At 32.9% G+C, this 23,296-nt stretch carries 21 protein-coding genes; 9 read left to right on the forward strand and 12 right to left on the reverse strand.

Annotation, left to right across the window (positions count from 1 at the left end; translation table 11 throughout):
• From VP395_RS00005 to VP395_RS00025, 5 genes are all read left to right on the forward strand, one after another.
• The coding region (locus tag VP395_RS00005; RefSeq protein ID WP_346239635.1) for an HYR-like domain-containing protein at positions 1-2,411 on the forward strand (2,411 nt) is incomplete at its 5' end.
• Between the two features lie 10 nt (positions 2,412-2,421).
• A complete protein-coding gene (locus tag VP395_RS00010; RefSeq protein WP_346239636.1) occupies positions 2,422-3,342 on the forward strand; it encodes a PorP/SprF family type IX secretion system membrane protein in 921 nt (306 codons plus the stop codon).
• Positions 3,343-3,353: 11 nt separating this feature from the next.
• Entirely contained in the window at positions 3,354-5,270 is a 1,917-nt protein-coding gene (locus VP395_RS00015; RefSeq protein ID WP_346239637.1) for an OmpA family protein, read from the forward strand.
• Positions 5,271-5,346: 76 nt separating this feature from the next.
• Positions 5,347-7,260: an OmpA family protein gene (locus VP395_RS00020; protein WP_346239638.1), complete on the forward strand. Its 1,914-nt coding sequence runs from the start codon at positions 5,347-5,349 to the stop codon at positions 7,258-7,260.
• A 333-nt stretch (positions 7,261-7,593) separates the two neighbouring features.
• Entirely contained in the window at positions 7,594-7,872 is a 279-nt protein-coding gene (locus VP395_RS00025) for a hypothetical protein (RefSeq protein WP_346239639.1), read from the forward strand.
• 147 nt (positions 7,873-8,019) lie between these two features.
• Here the strand turns inward: VP395_RS00025 and VP395_RS00030 are convergent, their stop codons facing one another.
• A complete protein-coding gene (locus VP395_RS00030; RefSeq protein WP_346239640.1) occupies positions 8,020-8,514 on the reverse strand; it encodes a CAP domain-containing protein in 495 nt (164 codons plus the stop codon).
• Between the two features lie 162 nt (positions 8,515-8,676).
• Complete coding sequence (gene pdxH, locus VP395_RS00035) at positions 8,677-9,324, reverse strand: pyridoxamine 5'-phosphate oxidase (RefSeq protein ID WP_346239641.1); 648 nt, start codon at positions 9,322-9,324, stop codon at positions 8,677-8,679.
• Between the two features lie 144 nt (positions 9,325-9,468).
• Between pdxH and VP395_RS00040 the strand changes: the two genes are divergently transcribed.
• Together VP395_RS00040 and VP395_RS00045 are read left to right on the forward strand one after the other, a co-directional pair.
• Positions 9,469-9,882, forward strand: coding sequence for a hypothetical protein (locus VP395_RS00040; RefSeq protein WP_346239642.1), 414 nt, complete (start codon positions 9,469-9,471; stop codon positions 9,880-9,882).
• Positions 9,883-10,127: 245 nt separating this feature from the next.
• Positions 10,128-10,544 carry a hypothetical protein gene (locus VP395_RS00045; protein WP_346239643.1) on the forward strand — a complete coding sequence of 139 codons (417 nt, stop codon included), beginning with the start codon at positions 10,128-10,130 and terminating at the stop codon, positions 10,542-10,544.
• On the opposite strand, the gene VP395_RS00050 is transcribed toward VP395_RS00045, so the two are convergent.
• The 5 genes from VP395_RS00050 to rpsA all read right to left on the reverse strand — a co-directional run bounded on the left by VP395_RS00050 (position 10,534) and on the right by rpsA (position 15,726).
• Positions 10,534-11,439: a ribonuclease Z gene (locus VP395_RS00050; RefSeq protein ID WP_346239644.1), complete on the reverse strand. Its 906-nt coding sequence runs from the start codon at positions 11,437-11,439 to the stop codon at positions 10,534-10,536. The genes VP395_RS00045 and VP395_RS00050 overlap by 11 nt on opposite strands.
• A gap of 112 nt (positions 11,440-11,551) precedes the next feature.
• Entirely contained in the window at positions 11,552-11,884 is a 333-nt protein-coding gene (locus VP395_RS00055) for a ribonuclease Z (RefSeq protein WP_346239645.1), read from the reverse strand.
• 3 nt (positions 11,885-11,887) lie between these two features.
• Positions 11,888-12,817, reverse strand: coding sequence for an aspartate carbamoyltransferase catalytic subunit (locus tag VP395_RS00060; protein ID WP_346239646.1), 930 nt, complete (start codon positions 12,815-12,817; stop codon positions 11,888-11,890).
• A 148-nt stretch (positions 12,818-12,965) separates the two neighbouring features.
• Positions 12,966-13,505: a bifunctional pyr operon transcriptional regulator/uracil phosphoribosyltransferase PyrR gene (gene pyrR, locus VP395_RS00065; RefSeq protein ID WP_346239647.1), complete on the reverse strand. Its 540-nt coding sequence runs from the start codon at positions 13,503-13,505 to the stop codon at positions 12,966-12,968.
• 370 nt (positions 13,506-13,875) lie between these two features.
• A complete protein-coding gene (gene rpsA / locus VP395_RS00070) occupies positions 13,876-15,726 on the reverse strand; it encodes a 30S ribosomal protein S1 (protein WP_346239648.1) in 1,851 nt (616 codons plus the stop codon).
• A gap of 338 nt (positions 15,727-16,064) precedes the next feature.
• On the opposite strand from rpsA, the gene VP395_RS00075 reads away from it, so the two are divergent.
• Positions 16,065-16,448 (forward strand): LysM peptidoglycan-binding domain-containing protein, encoded by a 384-nt coding sequence (locus tag VP395_RS00075; RefSeq protein WP_346239649.1) that lies wholly within the window; start codon positions 16,065-16,067, stop codon positions 16,446-16,448.
• A gap of 91 nt (positions 16,449-16,539) precedes the next feature.
• Here VP395_RS00075 and cmk read toward each other — a convergent pair whose 3' ends face one another.
• The 4 genes from cmk to VP395_RS00095 all read right to left on the reverse strand — a co-directional run bounded on the left by cmk (position 16,540) and on the right by VP395_RS00095 (position 21,757).
• Positions 16,540-17,235: a (d)CMP kinase gene (gene cmk, locus VP395_RS00080; RefSeq protein ID WP_346239650.1), complete on the reverse strand. Its 696-nt coding sequence runs from the start codon at positions 17,233-17,235 to the stop codon at positions 16,540-16,542.
• A gap of 89 nt (positions 17,236-17,324) precedes the next feature.
• Positions 17,325-18,344, reverse strand: a complete 1,020-nt coding sequence (gene porQ / locus VP395_RS00085; protein WP_346239651.1) for a type IX secretion system protein PorQ — start codon at positions 18,342-18,344, stop codon at positions 17,325-17,327.
• Between the two features lie 107 nt (positions 18,345-18,451).
• Positions 18,452-20,902, reverse strand: coding sequence for an endopeptidase La (lon, locus tag VP395_RS00090; protein ID WP_346239652.1), 2,451 nt, complete (start codon positions 20,900-20,902; stop codon positions 18,452-18,454).
• Between the two features lie 204 nt (positions 20,903-21,106).
• A complete protein-coding gene (locus VP395_RS00095; protein ID WP_346239653.1) occupies positions 21,107-21,757 on the reverse strand; it encodes a rhomboid family intramembrane serine protease in 651 nt (216 codons plus the stop codon).
• 63 nt (positions 21,758-21,820) lie between these two features.
• Between VP395_RS00095 and VP395_RS00100 the strand changes: the two genes are divergently transcribed.
• The gene (locus VP395_RS00100; RefSeq protein ID WP_346239654.1) at positions 21,821-22,699 is read left to right on the forward strand and encodes a lysophospholipid acyltransferase family protein; all 879 of its coding nucleotides are present in this window, start codon (positions 21,821-21,823) and stop codon (positions 22,697-22,699) included.
• 14 nt (positions 22,700-22,713) lie between these two features.
• Here VP395_RS00100 and VP395_RS00105 read toward each other — a convergent pair whose 3' ends face one another.
• Positions 22,714-23,283 (reverse strand): DUF4256 domain-containing protein, encoded by a 570-nt coding sequence (locus VP395_RS00105; protein WP_346239655.1) that lies wholly within the window; start codon positions 23,281-23,283, stop codon positions 22,714-22,716.
• Between the last annotated feature and the right edge of the window lie 13 nt (positions 23,284-23,296).

Raw genomic sequence — 23,296 nt, forward strand, 5'->3', positions numbered from 1 at the left:
CAGGAGCTACATTCCCTATTGGAACCACTACCAATACCTTTGTGGTAACGGATGCTTCTGGTAATACGGCGACGTGTAGTTTTGATGTAACCATTACTGATAATGAATTACCTATAATAACATGTCCTACAGATATCAATCAAACTGCTGATTCAGGAATTTGTGGTGCTTCAATAAGCATTATAAACCCTACAGCTACTGATAATTGTTCAACAGTATTCACTTTTGTGGGCGTTCGTTCAGACAATTTAGCCCTTACAGATATATATCCTGTGGGAGTAACAACAATTACTTGGACAGCTACCGATGAAGCTAATAATACAAGTACACCATGCACACAAGTAATAACTATAACTGATAATCAACCACCAGTATTTGTTGAGTTGCTTCCGATTGACGCAACTGTAGAATGTGACCAAGTACCAACTGCTGAAATTTTAACAGCTACAGATAATTGTAATTCTGCTAATGTAGATTTTGAAGAAATAACAACAGCTGGATCTTGTGATTCAAATTACATATTAACACGTACTTGGATTGCTACTGATACTAGTGAAAATACAACAACACACGTTCAAATCATTACTGTTCAAGATACTACTGCACCAGTACTTTCATTACCAGCAAATGTAAGTGCAGAATGTAGTGATGATTTATCACCAATAGCATTTGGTACGGCAACAGCTACCGATAACTGTGATCCTTCACCTGTTGTGACTTATAATGATGTAATAACAAGTGGTGCTTGTTCAGGAACTTATACAATAACTCGTACTTGGACAGCTACTGATGTTTGTGGAAATATTTCTACTGCAGATCAAATAATTTCAACATCTGATACTACAGCACCAGAGTTTGTAGAAAATACACTTCCGGGAGATATTACTGTAGAATGTAGTTCAATACCAGCTGCTGAAACATTAACAGCTACTGATAATTGCGGAACGGCAACAGTAACAGTTAACGATGTTAGAACTAACGGAGATTGTGCTAATAATTATATTATCACACGCACTTGGACTGCGACTGATGAATGTGGACTTACAAAAACACATATTCAAACTATAACAGTTCAAGATACAACACCTCCAACATTTGTTGAAACAACACTCCCTCCAACTAATTTAGTTGTAGAATGTGATGCTGTACCAACAGCAGTAACGCTAACAGCTACCGATATTTGTGGTTCTGCTACTGTTTCTGTTAATGATGTAAGAACAAACGGTAATTGCCCAAATAACTATACGCTTACACGTACTTGGACGGCTACTGATGAGTGTGGGAACACAACAAAACATACACAGATTATAATTGTAAAAGATACTAAGGCACCTAAATTTGTTGAAGCATTGCCTAGTAATATAACCGTTGAATGTGATGCTGTACCAACAGCTCAAACTATAACAGCTACCGATAATTGTGGAACCGCAACAGTAACCGTTAAAGATGTTATAACTAATGGTGATTGTCCCAATAATTATATTATTGCTCGTACTTGGACAGCTACTGATGAGTGTGGTTTAACAACTATACATACGCAAATTATAACTGTTCAAGACACTAAGGCACCAGTACCAACAACAACATTTGATAACATATTAAATGTAAGTTGTACTAATATCCCAGATGTGCCTGCTTTAACATTTACAGATAATTGTTCATCTGCATCAAATATCATAGTGGTATTCAATGAAACAAGCACATTTGCAGATAATGTTTATAACGATTATGAAATTGTTAGAACTTGGACAGTAAGGGACGAGTGTAGCAATGAAGCTATTTATAAACAAACTCTAAATGTAGCTCTTGATGAAATAATTACTGATATTGTTGCACAAGACAGATGTTTTGATGATGGCATTGTGAATTTAAACGACCTAATTCCTAGTACGCTTAATACAAATGGCACTTGGGAAATGCTTGAAGGGAATCCTGTTGCAACATTAACAGGTAATATATTCAACCCAACAACACTTGAACTTGCTGCAGACTTCCTTCCTGATGATGGTGGTATGGATTATATATTCAGATACACAACAACAGATAATGGCTGTATAAGCATCACCGATTTAACCATGAATATAAATGCCGATTGTGTGGTGTTACCTTGTGGTGAAAACGACGTTGAAATATCTAAAGCAGTGACACCTAATGGTGATGCTTACAATGAATTCTTCGAGATCTCAGGAATAGAATTGTGTGGATTTAGATACGATGTTAAAATATTTAACAGATGGGGTGCTTTAATTTACGAGTCTAATGATTATCAAAATGATTGGAACGGTACCGCCAGTAGAAAATCGGTTGGAGCCGCAAGTAAAGTACCAAACGGAACTTATTATTATATAGTAACTTTAAAAGATAGTGGATTGGCACCATTTACAGGACCTGTTTACTTAGGAACCAAATAAAACCTAACCTATGAAATTTATTAAACATAACATAATCGCTATTGCATTGTTAAGTTGTACGGTTGGAGTTGCACAACAATTACCGCAATTCACACAGTATATGTACAATACAGTATCTATAAACCCAGCGTATGCTGGTAGTAGAGAAGCTTTAAGTATTGTTGGATTACACAGAAGCCAATGGGTTGGTTTTAAAGGAGGTCCAATAACACAAACACTATCTATACACACACCTTTAAGAAACGATAGAGTTGGATTAGGCTTTTCATTTATTGAAGATGATTTAGGTCCTGAGAATTTCACATACCTATATGGCGATTTTTCATATAGTATTCCAACAGGTAGAACAGGGAAACTTGCTTTTGGTATTAAAGGTGGATTTACACAATATAGTTTAGACCCTGATTTCCGTGAAGATGAAAGCTTAGACCCATCCATTTATGGTATAGAAGACCGTTGGACACCTAATGTTGGTTTAGGGGTATATTGGAGCACAAATAGAGTGTATTTTGGTTTATCAACTCCAAGGGTTTTAAATACAGATAAAAATACCGATGACGGATTTGAAGCATTAGATAGACTAAGTTACTATTTTACTGGTGGTGTGGTTGTAGATTTAAGCAAAAGCATCAAGTTAAAACCAGCATTTTTAGTGAAAGCGACTAACGGAGCTCCTGTTTCTTACGATTTAACAGCCAACTTTCTATTCAACGAAAAATTTTGGTTAGGTGGTTCGTATAGAATTAATGAAAAAACAGCAGCTATTGGTGGCATTGCAGATTTTCAAGTATCTAGACAATTACGTGTTGGGTATGCTTATGAAAAACCAATTTCTGAAATTGCACGTTACACAACTGGTTCTCACGAAATATTACTTATTTATGAATTCAAATTCTTAAGTTCTAAATTAAAATCACCAAGATATTTCTAATACTATTTTTCATGAAAGTTAAAAATCACATATTAGTTTGTATCTCATTAGCGCTAAGTATTTCTATGTTTTCACAACAAGGAAAGCAAAAACGAGCAGACACCTTATTCAATAAATTTTCTTTTGTTAAAGCTGCCGAAGTTTACAGAGAACTTATTGCCAATAATTACAACAAAGACTATGCTACCAGGCAACTTGCCGATTGTTATGCCTTTTTAAGAGACCCAAATAACGCATCTAGATATTATAAAAACGTTGTTAAACAAGAAAATGTACCCGTAGAATACTACTATAAATACGCGCAATCTCTTAGAGGTATGAAAAAATATGACGAATCTCAAGAGTGGTTACAACGCTATAAAGATTCTGGAGGTGTTGTTAATGCTAACGATTTTTCTAAAGACATCAACTTTATAACTAGTGTTTTTGGGGCCAAACAACAATATTTTTTAGACCGAGTTTACTTCAATTCTAAATATAGCGATTTTGGCGCTTTTGAACGTGACGGAAAAGTTTACTTTACATCTTCTAGAGATGAAGGTGTTGCCGTAAAACGTTTATATGGTTGGAATGAACAACCCTTTTTAGATGTTTATGTAACAGATGCTAAAACCCGTAGAAATGTCGATCATTCTGCTAAAATAAAAGGTGATGTAAACTCTATTTACCATGATGGCCCTGTTACTATAACTAAAGATGGTCGTACCATGTATTTCTCAAGAAACAACTACAAAGACCAAGTTGAAGTAAAGGATAAAAAAGGACTTACCAATATGAAAATTTACAGAGCTACTTTAAGAGATAGCATCTGGACAGATATTGAAGATCTATCTATAAACGGTGATGAATTTTCTACACAACATGCGGCTTTAAATAGCGATGACACCAAACTATACTTTACCTCAGACAGACAAGGAGGTTACGGAGGTTCTGATATTTGGGTAGTAAATATATACCCGGATGGTACACTTAGAGACCTACAAAATTTAGGAAAAGTGGTGAATACTGAAAGTTCAGAAGGGTTTCCTTTCATTAATAATGAAGGTACGCTATTCTTTTCATCCGATGGCCACACAGGTTTAGGCCTATTGGATATATTCGGAACCATTAAAGGTGAAAATGATGAGATTGTTGATGTAATAAATTTAGGAGTTCCAGTTAATTCAAATAAAGATGATTTTTCGTTTACCATGAATCCCAATGGCATTACAGGCTATTTTGCATCTAACAGACTTGGTGGTCGTGGTAGTGATGATATTTACGCCTTTCATAGAGTACCTACATTACAAGTTGAAGGTGTTGTAACCGATGCTATCAATACAAAACCTGTTGCAAAATCTGTAATCACGCTGTTTGATGATAAAGACAACCAAATAGCCTATATGGAAACCGATGAAAATGGTTTTTATCAAATAAACATCGATAGAAATAAAGATTATAAAATTGTGGCCAGTCAGAAAAAATACATAGATGATTACAGAACATTTACTTCTAAAAATATTCAAACAGAACTGATAACCATTAGTGCCAATTTGTTATTAAATCCGTTGCCTGATGTTGTAAAACTTGCTGAATTAAATACCATTTATTTCGATTATGATAAGCACAACATAAGAGAAGATGCAGCTTTAGAATTAGATAAGATTGTAAATTTAATGACAAACGATTATCCAGAAATGGTAATCCGCATTGAGTCGCATACCGATTCTAGAGGCGCCCTTTCATATAACGATAAATTATCTATAGATAGGGCCAATTCAACCTACGAGTATTTAATTTCTAAAGGTATCGATCCTTCTAGAATTACAGAGCATAAAGGTTATGGTGAGCGTAGATTAACCAATGGTTGTCAAGATGGTGAAAACTGTGAAGAAGCAGATCACCAATTAAATAGACGTACACAGTTTATAGTTGTAAAAATGGAATAAAAAAGTCTAAACAACCAAATGTGTTCAAAAACTAAAAACTCTTTTTATTAGATTTTTTAATTAAAAAAAAGACCCCATGAGATTAAAAAACTACTTATTAACCAGTATTGTTTTGCTATTAGGCACGTGTGCTTTTGCGCAATCTGGTTTACAAAAAAAAGCTGATAACCTATTCAACAAGTTTTCGTTTGTAAATGCTGCCAATACGTATAAAGAACTTATTTCAAAAAACTACAATTCAGATTATGCAATTAGACAACTAGCCGATTGCTATGCCTATATGCGAAACCCAGATAGTGCTGCGGTTTATTATAAAAAAGCTGTGGAGCAACCAAATGTGCCAAATCAATACTACTACAATTATGCACAAGCATTACGTGGTGTTAAAGACTATAAAGAATCTCGTATATGGTTAAAACGTTTTAAAGATGCGGGTGGAGATATTAAAGAAGCCAAATTTTTAAAAGATAGCGATTTTATAAACAGTATTTTTAATGCAAAACCACAATACTTTTTAAAAGACATTAATTTCAATTCTAAGTACAGCGATTTTGCTGCATACGAAAAAGATGGAAACATATATTTTGCATCTTCAAGAGACGAAGGCGTTTTAACGAAGCATACTTATGGTTGGAATGAAGAACCTTTTTTAGATATATATGTAAAATCTAATAACGATAGTATTGTAAATAATAAATTCAAGTTAAAAGGAACTGTAAATTCTATATATCACGAAGGACCTTTAACCATCTCTAAAGATGGTAAAACCATGTATTTTTCAAGAAACGATTTCAATAAACAAGTTTTAGGAAAAACAGATGAAGGAGTTACAAATCTTAAAATTTACAAAGCAACTTTAGTTGATGGTAAATGGTCAAACATTGAAGAACTTCCTTTTAATAGTAACAACTACTCTATTGCTCACCCAGCTTTAAATAGCGATGAAACCAAACTATATTTTGCATCTGATATGCCTGGAGGTTTAGGTGGTACCGATATTTATTTTGTAGATATAAATAGTAATGGTTATGGTACACCGCAAAATTTGGGAAGCCCTGTTAATACCAATAAAAATGAAAGTTTTCCTTTTATAAATAGTGAAAATAATCTGTTTTTTGCTTCTGATGGACACCCAGGTTTAGGCTTGCTCGATATTTTCGGAACCGTTACAGATGAAAACAAAAAAATTATTAGTGTAATCAATTTAGGCGTTCCTGTAAATTCAAGTAAAGATGATTTCTCTTTCTTTATGAATGAAGATGGTTTGTCCGGTTATTTTGCTTCAAATAGAGATGGTGGTATGGGTAGTGATGATATTTATGCTTACGATAGAATTCCACAGTTAAAAATAGAAGGAACCGTAACCGATGCCGAAACGGTTAGTCCGGTAGCAAATGCTACAATTACTTTATTGGATAGCAACAGTAAACCAATAGTAACTATAGAAACTGATGAAAATGGACAGTATGACATTAATATAGACAGAGATACCGATTACTACCTAAATGTTAAAAATGATGATTATTTAGATAGCACTATATCGGTAACATCTAAAGGCATCGACAGAAGTGTTACAAATATTACAGCAAATATAACGTTAAGTCCAAATAAAAATAAAGTAGCTCCAATTACAGAGCTTCAACCTATTTATTTCGATTTTAATAAATACGATATTAGACGTGATAGTACTATTGAATTAGACAGAATTGTAAACTTAATGATGAACACCTACCCTAACATGTTTATAAAAATAGAATCGCACACCGATTCCAGAGGTACATCTAGTTATAACGATATACTATCGGAAGAAAGGGCTAAAGCTACTTATGAGTATTTAATAAATAAAGGTGTAGATCCTGCTAGAATAACCGAATACAAAGGTTATGGGGAACAACGATTAACAAACCAATGTAATGGGACAGTGCCATGTACAGAAGCACAGCACCAATTAAACAGACGCACACAGTTTATTGTGATTAGAATGCAATAAATTAAGCTTAGTACAATAACTATAAAAACCATCAAAGGAAAAAGTTTCTTTTGATGGTTTTTTGTTATGTAGTTTTTTTAAATAATTATTAGGATAATATGTATATTAGTTTTATACATAATTAGCATTATAAAAAATGAATATTTTTCCAACAAAAGAACATGCATTTAAATTAATTGGAGACCAAAAAGAAACACTGAATCGATTGGAAAGAAGAACAGAAAAATCTAATAATTTGACTTCTAATATACAGATAAATCTTTTCGTGGAGTAATAAACGGAAACCATTTTAAAATAATATCTTCTTCAATTGGAAGGGGTGCTTTTTGTGTTATGACTGGAGAGATTAATTCTAATGGAGGACACGTAAAAGTTGAAATTCAAAAAGCATTTAAAATTTTATCTATTATAATTATTTGCATCCCAATAATAGCAATCACAATAGCTATCTTAGCGAGAACAGAAAAATTTTCACCTTTTTTTATTTTAGTTGTTATAGGACAAACTTTAATGATTAGATATGTTTTTATTGGAATGGCATTTAAATTTTTATCAAATGAGAGTTTAAATAGATTGAGAGATGTTTTAGACTTTGAATTGATAAAAAGTTAAGTAATTGCACTTAATTGATTAAACGCATACAAATTAAATAAAAATAGTTTTCAATTACACAAAAGTACCAATATCATGCAATGTTTGCTATAATCAGTAAAAATCAAATTTGTTTATTGTTTTAAATTACTTTTAAAAAAGCAATTCTTATTTTTTTATAAAAATGTTGGTGTAATACCATTTTCCTTCGGCATTTTGTTCAGCCGCTAAATCAAAGTTTGTATAATCACCTTCAATATTTGCTCGGTGTCCGTCGCTCTTTAACCAAGCTCTTACAACCGATTCCGCAGAACTGTAGCCGTAAGCCACATTTTCAGACACTCTAATAGCTCCTGCCTTTGCTTTTAAATAATCGCTTCTTTTGTAAAAGTTAGCATGAGACACTTCGTTGTTATCTACCATATAATCGGTATGGGTAAATGCCACCGATTTAACCACAGTCATATCAGAAAGTGCTGTTAAACCCATCGATAATCTGTGGTTATTAATAAGTTCAAGTATTTCTACTTCAATGGTCTTTGTTTCTGGAGTAGTTAGGCTTAACTCTATCGCATCAGCTTTATCATCAAGACTATCTGTAGTACAGGAAAAGCTCAAAAAAGCAAACAATGCCAGTAAAGGCAGTTTCGTTATCAACTTCATAAGTAGGTAATTTATTTGGTTATGTAAAATTAACCTCCTAAACCGAAGTGAATGTTAACAAAATGTTAAAATCGACTAAAAACACGTCATACGTCGATTTTTATTGTATTTAATCGTTGAAATGCATTTTTTAAATAAAATTAATGTATTTCATCATGTATATTATGGAGATAGTCGATTAATTAGCCAATTGTAATCTGGTTGTAGCTGGTAGCGTATTCTGTCGTGCAATCTATTTGGACGACCTTGCCAAAATTCTATTTCAATAGGTTTTACAATATAACCACCCCAATATGTGGGGCGTGGAATTTCTTTCCCTTCAAACTCTTTTTCTAAATTTGATAGCTTTTGTTCTAGAAAATCTCTACTAGAAACAACCTCACTTTGGTTTGAAACTAAAGCACCTAATTGGCTTCCTCGTGGTCTCGTTTCAAAATACCCATCGCTTAAATTCTCAGCAATTTTTTCAGCTTTCCCTTTAATAATTATTTGGCGTTCGGCACCATGCCAAAAAAAAGATAAGGAAACATTAGGGTTTTGTGCTATCGCATTTCCTTTTTCACTATTATAATTGGTATAAAAAATAAAACCCTCATGTGTAAATCGTTTTAACAGTACTACCCTATTTTTAGGGTAACCGTCTAAACCAATAGTAGAAATTGTCATAGCATTGGTTTCATCTTCAATAAAAAATTTATCAACCTCATAAAACCATTTTTGAAACAATTCTATAGGGTTTTCAGGCACATCTTTTAAACTGAGCTCGCTCTTCTCATAAGATTTTCTATAATTGCTTAAATCTTTTTCCATGCTTGCAATTTACGAGTTTTTCAAATTAATTTACTGGTGATAACTATTGTTTTATAAACTTGTTACAAGTGAAGTAAAAATTAGATGTTTAAAGTAAGAATTTAACTAAAATAGAATATATTTGATTAACATTGTAATTAATCCATGAAATTTGAAGATTCAATATTTAGCAAAAAGTATAGGTACTCGAAAAAATCATTCGATTTTGGCACTTACTATTTTTTAGATAAAATTGTTATTGCTGAAATAAATTATGGAGTACATTTCGATGAGAAGAAAATAGCAATAGTTATTGAAAGTATTTTTGAACATTATGAAACCAATTGTAAACTAGGGTATATTTCTAATAGATTAAACTCGTACTCTTTCGAACCAGACCTTTGGAAAAAGTTCTTTGATGAATATAATTTTATTGTTGCCAGTGTTTCTGTTTGTTACACAAATATGAACTTAATGAATGCCACAATTGAAAAGCGCTTCTCTAAAAAGAATATAAAAATAACGAATAATCTTGATGATGCCTTTACTTGGATATTAAGCTTAAAGGAGCTTAATTAATTGAATTCTATTAAATATTACTTGTAGGTTTTTATAAAAAATATTTTACTTTTTGTGGATGTGCTATTGAATGGGGTTTATATTTAAGAAAACTTAAAAAAATAAATACACTTCAGTTATTCATATAATTTCTTTAAAAAATACATCTTGTATAGTTTGTTTGTAACAAACCAAATCGCTGATTTTACATCGTCTTAACTTTAAACAAATATTCGTTTAAAAAATAAGTTGTATATTACTACACGATGACGTTTGAAGAGTATAAAAACATAACTAAGTTTAGCCATAAAAAAATACAACTTCCCTTTGGAAAATTTTTTATTTGTGAAGATTTTGTGGTGGCAGAATTAAACCATGAAATACATGTGGATTGGTTGATAATTCAAAAAATTGCTAATATGATTATTGAGCAATATGGTACGGCTAAAAAGATTGGATTTATATCTAATAAAGTGAATTCGTATTCTATAGACCCTTTTGTTTGGGTAACCTTTAGTAAAGAATACGATTTTATTGAAGCCGCGGCTATAGTTTGGTATACTGATGCTGGTTTTATGAGTGCTACCTTAGAAAAAATGTTTTTAAAGAACAGTGTAAAACTTTGTGAATCTATAGAAGAAGCTGTTCATTGGGTTTTAAATTCTAAAAATATTAGAAATTAAAAGTCTTTCCATCTTCACATAATTCCACATTTTCAAAAATTTCCTGGGCTTCTTGTTTAAAAGCATTTAAACCTTCATAACGCGTAGAATAATGACCAAGCAATAATGTACCTACATTAGCTTGTTTAGCTATACTAGCCGCTTCTTTTGCTGTAGAATGTTTGGTTTTTGGTGCTAAATACGCATGTTTTTCTAAAAAAGTAGATTCATGGTACAAAACATCAGTATTTTTAATTATTGGTACAATGTCTTCTTTATACATGGTGTCGCTACAAAAGGCATAACTTTTTGGTTTTAAACCAGGTTTAGTTACGGTCTTATTATTAATAAGTACACCATCATCATTTACAACATCAAAACCTTGGGCTAATTTTCTGTAGTAAGCTATATTGATGTTGGCTTCTTCAACCAAACCTATATCTAATTTACGGTTGCCTTCTTTTTCTTTAAAAAGATACCCATTGGTGTAAATCCGGTGGTTTAAAGGAATGGTCAACACTTGAACTTCTTCATCTTCAAAAATAAGTTCTGAATTTTCTGAAGTCAATTCATGGAAAATAAGTTTGTAATTAGTCCAAGAATCGGCTAACTTCATTTGAAGTGTTACCACTTCTTTAATGCCTTTTGGTCCATAAATATGTAAATCGGTTTCGCGGGTTAGCAGCCTAAATGTTGAAATTAAACCTACTAAACCGAAAAAATGGTCACCATGTAAATGAGAAATGAAAATGTGTTTTATGCGATTAAACTTAATTTTATGCTTGCGTAGCTCCACCTGAGTTCCTTCACCACAATCTATTAAAAACATATGATTGTTTATTTCCAGTACTTGCGATGTAGTATTTGTTAAAGCTCTTGGTGTGGCACTATAACAACCTAATATGGTAAGTTTCATTTAATATTGGTTTAGAGGTTTATGAGGTTATGGGTTTAGTAGTTTATCGGTTTAAAGGTTATTTAATTAAAATATAAACTCATAAACTTTTTAATAAACTCATAAACTTTTTTCAGAACCCTAAATCGCGCTCCATTTCTTCCATTTCTATAATATCGTAAGCTTCTTGAATGGTAGGTACTACAACTATTTCGTCTGGAACTATGTCTAAATCTATTTTATCAGAAACAATTACAAATGAATGATTTGCAGCTCTATGTGTATTAGATAGTTCTAGAAATTCAACAATATCTTGTAAGCTTAATTTATTCAAATAAGATAAAGCTATAATGATATTATTATTTTTGAATTTAGGATATAAAGCTTGTATTTTTTTTACCAACTCAATAATAGTTGCTTTTTCTTGAGTGATTATCGAAATATTTCCGTCTTGGTCTATAATCATGATTTACTGTTTTATTTTTGAAGCTAATAAATAAATAACTGCCATTCTAATTGCAACCCCATTTTGAACTTGGTCTAAAATTATTGATTGTTTGGAATCGGCCACATCACTTGTTATCTCTACGCCTCTATTAATGGGCCCGGGATGCATGATGGTTATTTCTTTATCTAAAGAATCGAGTAATTCTTTATTAACTCCAAATTGTTGTGTATATTCTCTGGTTGATGGAAAATAACTAATATCCATACGTTCGTTTTGAACACGTAACATATTTGCTACATCACACCAGTTTAAGGCTTTAAGCAAGTTAGTTTCCACTTTTACTCCAAGCGTATCTATATACTTTGGCAGTAAGGTTTTAGGACCACAAACCATTACTTCTGCACCTTGCAATTGTAATGCGAATATGTTTGAAAGTGCTACCCTACTGTGTAATATATCCCCAACAATAACCACTTTTTTACCAGCTACATCTCCAAGCTTTTCTCGTATTGAATACGAGTCTAATAAGGCCTGTGTTGGATGCTCGTGAGCGCCATCGCCTGCATTTATAATACTTGCTTTAACGTGTTTTGACAAAAACACACCTGCTCCTGGGTTGGGGTGACGCATCACTACCATATCTACTTTCATAGATAGAATATTGTTAACCGTATCTATTAGGGTTTCTCCTTTTTTTACTGAAGATTGTGATGATGAAAAATTAAGCACATCGGCAGACAATCTTTTTTCAGCCAATTCAAAAGACAGTTTTGTTCTGGTAGAATTTTCAAAAAACAGGTTTGCTATGGTAATATCTCTTAACGAAGGTACTTTTTTAATGGGGCGGTTAATCACTTCTTTAAAATGATCGGCAGTTTCAAAAATAAGTTGAATATCTTGTTCGTTCAGATATTTGATTCCTAATAAGTGATTAACACTTAATTCGCTCATTTTTTTAGTTTAAAAGTTTAAAAGTTGTTTAAGGCTTAATAAGCCTGTTACTTTTATGGGTTATTTTATTAATTTCTATATACAAGGTCTCGACTGCGCTCGACCAGACAAACTTCCGTCATCCATCTTCTATCTTCCGTCTTCAACATCATTTTTCTATTAAGTACACTGAATCTTCATTGTCATGTTCCTTCCAGTTTACTTTTACTTTTTCGTTGTTTATTACATCTACTTGCCTTCCTCTATAATTGGGTTGTATAGGTAAATGTCTGCTAAAACGTCTGTCTATAAGTGTTAAAAGTTCAATTTCATTAGGCCTCCCAAACGATTGTATAGCGGTTAAAGCTGCACGTATGCTTCTACCTGTGTACAATACATCGTCTATAAAAACAACATCCTTATCTTCAACTAAAAAATTAATTTTGGTGGTATTCGCTTCTAGAGGTTTTTCGCCTCTTCTGAAATCATCTCTAAAAAAAGTAATGTCTAAATGCCCCAATTGAATGTTTTTAACTTTGTAATCTTCCCGTAATATTTTAGCGATTCTATCGGCTAAAAACACGCCACGTGGTTGTAAACCAATAAGAACGGTGTTTGAGAAGTCGTTATGTTTTTCAATAAGTTGACAAGCCAATCGGTGAAGAATGATGTTTACCTCTTTTTCGTTAAGTAAAACTTTTTGACTCATATACTATCCAAACGTATTTGGAGTACAAATGTAATGCAAAATTTTAAAAGTTTAATGATAAAAAACGATACTTATGAAAGTTTAATGCCTATAATGGTCAAAACTGTTCTTGGGCAGTTGCGTGAAGGATGGTAGTGGAAATCCTTTTGTGTGGCTCGAGCAAAAAATTTCAACACACAACCTGACCTCCCGACGTTTCGGGATGGGCACGCCCAATCATTTAAAATTATAGGTAATTATTTAGGTCTCGACTACGCACGACCTGTCAATATTATCCATATAAATTATTTGGTATTAAACATAAAAAAAGCCTTCAATTTCTTGAAGGCTTTTGTTTTGTAAATGGATTTTACTTTAAATAAATTAAGAATTACTTCTTAGTTTTTTTTGCAGCTTTTCCGTCCATTTTATCTTTAAGAGCTTGTAAAGCTTCATTAGCATCACCTAGAGTTGGTTTTGCTTCAGCAGCTTGTGCTTCTATTTTCTTAGCAGCAGCTTTTACGTTTGCAATTTCTTCTGCTTTAAAAATAGCAGTGTGAGATGCAACTACACGTTTAAACTCTTTATTGAATTCAATAATCTTGAATTCGGCAGAATCGCCTTTTTTAAGTTTACTTCCGTCTTCTTTTTCAAGGTGACGCGTTGGAATGAATGCTACGATATCTTCGTTAAATTCTACAGTAGCTCCTTTATCAACGATTTCAGAAATTTCACCTGTGTGAACAGTTTCTAATGCAAAATCAGTTTCGTAAGCATCCCAAGGATTTACAGTTGTTTGTTTGTGACCTAAAGATAATTTACGTCCTTCAACATCTAACTCTAATACGATAACTTCTAATTTATCTCCAGCTGCACAGAATTCAGATGGGTGTTTGATTTTCTTAGTCCAAGATAAATCTGAGATGTAAATTAATCCATCGATACCTTCTTCTAATTCAACAAAAACACCAAAGTTTGTAAAGTTACGAACGATACCTGTGTGTTTAGAACCTAATGGGTATTTAGTAGTAATGTCTGTCCATGGATCAGACGTTAATTGTTTGATACCTAAAGACATTTTACGATCTTCTCTGTCTAAAGTTAAGATAACTGCTTCAACTTCATCACCAACATTTACGAAATCTTGAGCTGAACGTAAATGTGTAGACCAAGACATTTCAGAAACGTGGATTAATCCTTCTACACCATCAGCAACTTCAATAAATGCACCGTAATCTGCAATAACAACTACTTTACCTTTTACTTTATCACCTACAGCCACAGTATCAGCTAATGCTTCCCATGGATGTTTAGATAATTGTTTAAGACCTAATTGGATTCTTGATTTGTTTTCATCAAAATCAAGGATTACCACGTTAAGTTTTTGATCTAATTCTACAATCTCGTTTGGATGATTGATACGAGACCAAGATAAATCAGTAATGTGGATTAAACCATCTACACCACCAAGATCGATGAATACACCGTAAGAAGTAATGTTTTTAACAACACCTTCTAATACTTGACCTTTTTCTAATTGACCAATAATTTCTTTTTTCTGAACCTCAATATCGGCTTCAATAAGCGCTTTATGAGATACTACTACGTTTTTGAATTCGTGGTTGATTTTCACAACTTTAAATTCCATAGTTTTATTTACGTACTGATCGTAATCTCTAATTGGTTTCACATCAATTTGAGAACCTGGCAAGAATGCTTCGATACCGAATACATCCACAATCATACCACCTTTAGTTCTACATTTAACAAAACCATTAACGATTTCACCAGTTTCGTTAGCTTTAATAACGCGGTCCCATGCTTTAATTACACGAGCTTTTCTGTGAGACAATACTAATTGACCAGTTGCATCTTCACGAACATCAATTAATACTTCTACTTTGTCACCAACTGCTAAGTTTGGGTTGTAACGGAATTCGTTTAAAGAAATAACACCTTCAGATTTTGCGTTGATATCAATAATCGCATCTCTATCAGAAATGTGCACTACGGTACCTTCAACAACTTCATCGTTTAAAGTGTCAACGAAATTCTCTGCTACTAATTTTTCAAATTCTTGTAATTGCTTTTCATCAACTTCATCAATACCTTCTTGGTAATTGTGCCAGTTAAAGTTTGCTAAGAATTTTTCAGGGTTTGCTTTAGCTTCAGATACTACTGGAGCTTCTACTGTTGGAGCGTTAGTTGCTTCAACTTCAGCTTGATTTGCTTTTTCAGCCATTTAAATAATTTGAAATGCGTTAGAAATCATTATGTTATGCGCCTAACTACATTTGTTTTGTATTCTGTATGCTTCGGAAGATTTTAAGCGACAAACACACAGAAGTGTTATTAATTTTCGTTTTCTACTCCTCTTATCTTTCCGTGAATTCGCTAAAAGGAGTGCAAAAATACACATTATCAAGTTAATTACCTAAAAATGAATAATTAAAATTATTTAAATTTAATTTATTTCAATCCTAAATTGTTAAAAACTAAAAACTTAACTTTAAATTAATAAAAGTTACATGAATAATTCATTATATTAAAGACATTTAAAATATTAAAACATTTATAATTATGGCAGTAAAAGCAAAATACCAATCGGTTTTAGATTTAGGAAAAAAACTAAACATTCAAAACGGTGATGTAACAGAAGAGAATGGCGTTTTAAAAGTAAAAGGGACAGCAAATACACTTTATGAAAAAAACCTGCTTTGGGATAAAATTAAAGAAATTGGAGGCGAAAATCCAAACGATATTAAAGCGAATATTAATGTGGCTGATGAAAGTATATATCATAGACATACGGTGAAAAGCGGTGAAACTTTAGGAGGAATCGCAAAACATTATTATAAAAGCGCTTCTAAATATCATGATATTTTTAGAGCAAACACTAATATTTTAAACAACCCAGATTTAATCCAACCTGGACAACAGTTGGTAATACCGAATATAAAGTAACTATTTCACTAACAGCCACTATTACACAAATATTTATATCGATAATTTTCCTGAAAAATGCTCTTGTAATAGTGGCCGTTTAATTTAAAAATTATACTGTTTTTTCCAAAGTTGCTTTTGCAAGCTGCAAGATTTTATCAAACTGTTCTTGCAAACTCATGTTCGAATTGTCTATTTGAATAGCATCTTTCGCTTTTGTTAAAGGCGAATCTTCTCTATTGGAATCGATATAATCTCGTTCTTGAACATTTTGAAGCACATCTTCATATGTAACAGTATTACCGCGTTCAATCAATTCTGAATAACGCCTTTCGGCTCTGGTTTCTGCGGAAGCGGTCATGAATAATTTAAGTTCAGCATTTGGGAATACAACGGTTCCTATATCACGACCATCCATAACCACGCCACCATCTTTTCCAAATTGCTGCTGTTGCTCCACCAATTTTTGCCGTACTTCAGATATTTCGGCAACTTTACTAACAAAACTGGAGACTTCCAATGTGCGAATGTCGTCCTCTATATTAACTCCATTCAAGTACACTTCAGCAAACCCAACGTCCTTATTAAACTTAAAACTAATTATGATAGCTTTTAAATTTTCGACTAAACCTTCAATATTAAAATGATTGTTATCTATAAAACCATGTTGCATAGCATAATAAGTAACGGCTCTGTACATCGCACCAGAATCGACATATACGTAGCCCAAATGCTTTGCAATTTGTTTGGCGACTGTACTTTTTCCTGTGGAAGAAAACCCGTCTATGGCGATTGTGATGCTTTTCATTAAATTTAAATTAGTTGTAAAGTTAAAAAGTTACTGTTATTTCATGGAATTTTACTTTACAAACTTTCTACTTTCAAACTTTAAAACTTCTATTGCAAATCAATTTGTAAACCAAAAAAGTTTGAATTGGCTGCACTTGTATATTTGGCGTGTGTGTAACTAAAGCGCATTTTATTCATTTTTATTGAAAAACCGGCTGATAAACCTGAAAAATTCCGTTGGTCTACAATTCGTAATTCTTCGGCACGTCGAAAATTATATCCTATTCGAATATTAAATCCACCTTCAGGAAAAATTTCAGCACCAAAAATACTGTGTCGTATCACCTGACCTAAAAAACCTACTTTCTCTTCAGTTTGATTGCCACTTAAATCACTCGTTGTTCTTGCTGGATTTGGTCTTGCTATGGGCCATTCTTGTAAATTTTCTAATGTAATATGCCAACGAATGGGTACATTCTCTAAGTTTTGAGACATTCCAAAATCGACTTCAAATGGGAGTTTTTCTTTAAGACCTGCATAAGTTGTAATTTGCGTCCCTAAATTTCGAACCGCTAAAGCCGCATGAAAACCTAAATCTTCATCAATGTATAATAATCCTAAATCTACCGCTGCTCCAAGTGAATTATATTGTTCTAATTTAGAGGTAATTAGTTTAGAATTAGCACCAAAATAAAAATTAGAATACCCTAATTGGGTAGCGTAACCAAAAGACAAGGCTGTTTCGTTTCCTGTAAACGTACCTGTTGAATTTCCTTCTTCATCATACCCATCAAACGAACCATAATTAACATAAGTAATACCCGCATGGAATGTTTGGGTGCGCCTATCCACTGTATAAGCATACGCCGCAGTCCCATAACTAATGCCTCCTAAATAACTGGTGTAATTTAACGCAAGTTGGTTATCCATATCAACGTTTATAGTTGCCGGATTGTATAGTCCTTGCGTTACATCATAATCTACAATGGTAAGCACTTTTCCTCCTAAAGCTGCTTGACGTGGCGACGAAACTAAATTAAGAAATTGATAGGTAGACTCACCTCCTACCTGAGCATAGGTTAAGATACTAAATGGCAAACAAAAAAGCGTGATAATTTTCTTCAGCATATTTACATCGCAAAGTAAGTAAATCTATCTTAAAACGGTAGCATGTATCTTTTATTTTAAATCATAAAAAAACCCCGAAATTAATCGAGGCCTTTTTGCTTTACTTTTTAAAGTTTCTTAGCGTTTACAACCTTTTGATTTGTAATAGCTAGCTTAATAACATCACTCATATCGGTTACATAATGAAAGGTTAACCCTTTTAAATAATCTTGTTTTATTTCTTCAATATCGCGTCGGTTTTCTTCACAAAGCAATATTTCTTTAATTCTTGCACGTTTAGCTGCCAGAATTTTTTCTTTAATACCACCCACAGGAAGCACTTTTCCACGAAGTGTAATTTCACCAGTCATGGCTAAACTTTTCTTCACTTTTTTCTGTGTGAATAACGATACTAACGATGTTAACATAGTAACACCTGCACTTGGTCCGTCTTTTGGAGTAGCTCCTTCTGGCACGTGAATATGCACATTATATTTTTCAAAAACCTCCGAATTAATTCCGAATTCATCAGCATTTGATTTGATGTATTCCATGGCAATAGTAGCAGATTCTTTCATAACCGTACCTAAATTACCTGTAATACTCAATGTGCCTTTACCTTTTGAAAGGATAGATTCAATAAATAAAATATCGCCACCAACACTTGTCCATGCTAATCCTGTAACCACACCGGCCACATTATTATTTTCGTATTTATCACGTTCTAATTTGGGACCGCCCAATACTTCAATTACATCTTCATTGGTGACTTTAATATTGTAATCTTCTTCCATCGCAATGTTTTTGGCAGCATAACGCACCATTTTTGCGATTTGTTTTTCCAATCCACGTACACCAGATTCACGTGTATAACCTTCAACAATTTTCTCTAATTGCGCTTTTCCTATTTTAAGATTGGCATCGGTTAAACCATGTTCTTTTAATTGCTTTGGAAGTAAATGGCGTTTACCAATTTCAACCTTTTCTTCAATGGTATAACCAGTAACATTGATGATTTCCATACGGTCTCTCAAAGCAGGTTGTATGGTTGATAAGCTGTTTGAAGTTGCAATAAACATCACTTTAGAAAGGTCGTAACCCATTTCCAAAAAGTTATCGTAAAACTCGCTGTTTTGTTCAGGATCCAAAACTTCCAACATGGCAGAAGATGGATCTCCTTGATTAGAATTAGACAATTTATCAATTTCATCTAAAACAAACACCGGGTTGGAAGTACCTGCTTTTTTCAAACTTTGAATGATACGCCCAGGCATAGCACCAATATAGGTTTTTCTATGCCCACGTATCTCCGCTTCATCACGCAAACCACCTAATGAAATACGCACATATTCTCTACCTAACGCTTCGGCTATCGATTTTCCTAAAGATGTTTTACCAACTCCCGGAGGTCCGTACAAACATAAAATAGGCGACTTCATATCGTTACGCAATTTTAAAACAGCTAAATATTCAATAATACGACGTTTTACATCTTCTAAACCAAAATGATCGCGGTCTAGTATTTTCATGGCACGTTTTAAATCGAATTTATCTTTGCTGAACTCGTTCCAAGGCAAATCTAAAAACAGTTCTAAATAATTACGTTGAATGGAATATTCTGCCACTTGCGGATTCATACGCTGCATTTTGGCAAGTTCTTTTTCAAAATGCTTTTCTACCTTTTCATCCCATAATTTCTCATCGGCACGTAAACGCATTTCTTCAATTTCTTCATCATGATTGACACCACCCAATTCTTCCTGAATGGTTTTCATTTGTTGATGCAAGAAATATTCACGCTGTTGCTGACTCATGTCCATTTGCACTTTAGACTGAATATCGTTTTTAAGCTCCAGTTTCTGAAACTCGACATTCATAAACTTAAGTGTGGCAAGAGCGCGTTTTTTAAGATCGTCAATCTCTAAAAGGGCTTGTTTTTCCGCTACAGAAAGATTCATGTTTGACGACACAAAATTGATTAAAAAAGAATCGCTTTCTATGTTTTTAATAGCGAAAGATGCCTCACTTGGGATGTTCGGGCTTTCCTTAATAATGTTAAGAGCTAAGTCTTTAATCGATTCAATTATTGCTATAAATTCTTTATTTTTCTGCGCAGGTCGTGCTTCTGGAATTTCCCTAACGGTTGCGTTCATATAAGGTTCTTCGGTTAGAACCTCGGCAACTTTAAATCGTTTTTTTCCTTGAATGATAACCGTTATGTTACCATCGGGCATTTTTAAAACACGTAAAATTTTGGCAACCGTTCCTATTTCATGAATTTCCTTTGCTGTAGGATTTTCAACCGATTCATCTTTTTGAGCTACGACACCAATGACTTTATTGCCTTTATTGGCATCGTTTATTAGACGGATTGATTTATCGCGACCCGCAGTAATAGGAATAACCACCCCGGGAAACAATACTGTATTGCGTAAAGACAAAATAGGTAGTGTTTCGGGTAATTTTTCGTTGTTTATTTCTTCTTCATCTTCAGGCGTCATTAACGGGATTAATTCTGAATTTTCATCAAAATCCTGTAATGACAAACTGTCTAGAGATATAAAATTAGATTTTTTCATATATGTATTTAGGTCAATATGTCATAAAAACTATTGAATCCTTAATTTTTAATAATTTACAAAAAATAATATAATATTGAATATCAGTCAACTAAAACAATTTCATCATATTCATTTGCTATATAAATTCAATAGCTATGCCAATTCTAAGTTTAAAGTTAAAAGTTTCAAAGTTGAAAGTTAAAAACGATTTAAAAATTTAAACTATATTTTTCCAGCTTTCTTCAAAACAAGTAACAACACAATAGGGATTGCCAACAATCCAATCATTAGTAAATTGGTTTGAAATAAATACGGTGCTAAAATTAATGTGGCTACAAAACCACCAATGGCGCCACCAAAATGGGCATCGTGACCAATATTACCTATTCTATTTTTCATTCCGTAAATGGAATAAAGCAAATAACCAATACCAAATAAATAGGCAGGAATAGGAATTGGTATGAATAATATCATGAGCTTCATACCTGGCTGTAGCAAAATAGCAGCATACAAAATACCTGTTACAGCGCCACTTGCACCAACAGCACTATAATGATACTCGTTTTTATGAAAATATAGCGACAGTAAACTTCCAGTAAGTAAACTAACCACATAAATAATAATAAAACCTAAAGGCGCCACATAATCAATAACGGGAGATGCAAAAAAGTATAAAGTTAACATGTTGAACAACAAATGCTGTGTATCTACATGCAGAAAACCTGAACTGAACATGCGTATTTTTTCACCTCTTTGCACACCACCAACACTAAATTTGTAAGTATCGAAAAAAGCATAATCCCCAAAGCCTTTATATGATATAATAACATTTGCTGCTATGATAATGATAGTTACTAAATCTAAATTGCCCATGAAGTGTAAAGGTTTAAGTTCAAAATTAGCATATATTTGCTGCTGCAAATCTAAAATTAATTCATGCAACTTTTAGCATATATTCTTATTTATCCCATTCTGTGGTTGGTTTCCATACTTCCTTTTAAACTACTCTACTTGGTTTCTGATGGTGTATACGTGTTACTTTACTACATTATTGGCTATCGTAAAAAGGTAGTTTACAGCAATTTAAAGCTTGTTTTTCCAGATAAACCTGAAAAGGAATTAGCCTTAATTCAGAAAAAATTCTACCAGCATTTATGCGATATGTTTTTAGAAATGGCTAAAACCATGACAATTTCTGAAAGCGAATTAAAAAAGCGTTTTGTATTATTAAATCCCGAGGAATTTCAACGTTTAGAGTTGCAAAACAAAAGCGTATTATTAATGTATGGCCATTATGCCAGTTGGGAATGGTCTGTTGTTTTACAAAACTATATTAATTTTAAAGGCTTTGGAGTATATAAAAAATTAGCCAATAAATATTTTGACAAATTGGTTAGAGATATTCGTTCAAAATTTAGCACACAATTAATAAGCACAAAAGAAACAATTAGTATCATTAACCATAATGAAGCTGAAGGCAAGAAAAGTATTACAGCATTTTTAAGTGATCAATCTCCGCGACTCACAAAAGATGTATATTGGGGTACATTCATGGATATAGAAACCCCTTGCTTTACTGGTGCTGAACGATTGGCTAAAAAACTAGATTTAACTATTGCCTATTTAAAAGTTAACAAAGTAAAACGCGGGTATTATGAAGCTGAAATTAAGACTTTAGCCGAAAAGTCTAACGATTATAAAGACTACGAATTAACAGATCTGTTTTTACGTGAAGTTGAAAAACAAATTTATGATGCGCCAGAATATTATTTCTGGACACATAAACGTTGGAAACACAAAAGAAAAATTGTATAATTACGTTCTAATATTCAAATTTTTAGCATTCCACGAAACCCTCTAGCGGCGTAATAAGATTGTACACCGTTATGGTAAACAAAAACGTTGTTATAGCGTTTGTCTCCAAAAATTGCACCACCAAGTTTTCTAATGTCTTCGGGTGTTTTTAGCCAACTAGATGTTTTTAAATCGAAATCACCAAGTTGCTGTAATGCTCTATATTCATCCTCTGTTAAAATTTCAATTCCCATAACATCAGCCATTTCAACAGCGTTATTTTTTGGTTTGTGCTCTTTTCTGGCATCTAAAGCTTCTCGGTCGTAACAAAAACTTCTTCTATCTTTAGGACTTTCTGCTGAACAATCATAAAAAATAAATTCGTTTGTATTTTCGTCATAGGTAACCACATCGGGTTCTCCTCCAGTCAACTCCATTTCATTTAATGACCACAGTTTTTCAGTATTGGAGCGTAATTTTAGTTCTACATGAGCCCATACTATACCTAAATGGCGATTGGTATTTTTTTCAAAACGTAATTTTAAAAGATTGATTAGTTCTTCTTGTTGTTCAGATGACAACGATTTTTCAGATTTTAGTGTCATAAAATATTGTTTT

Origin of the sequence: Mariniflexile soesokkakense, from assembly GCF_039650365.1 — a bacterium.
Lineage (GTDB): Bacteria > Bacteroidota > Bacteroidia > Flavobacteriales > Flavobacteriaceae > Mariniflexile > Mariniflexile soesokkakense.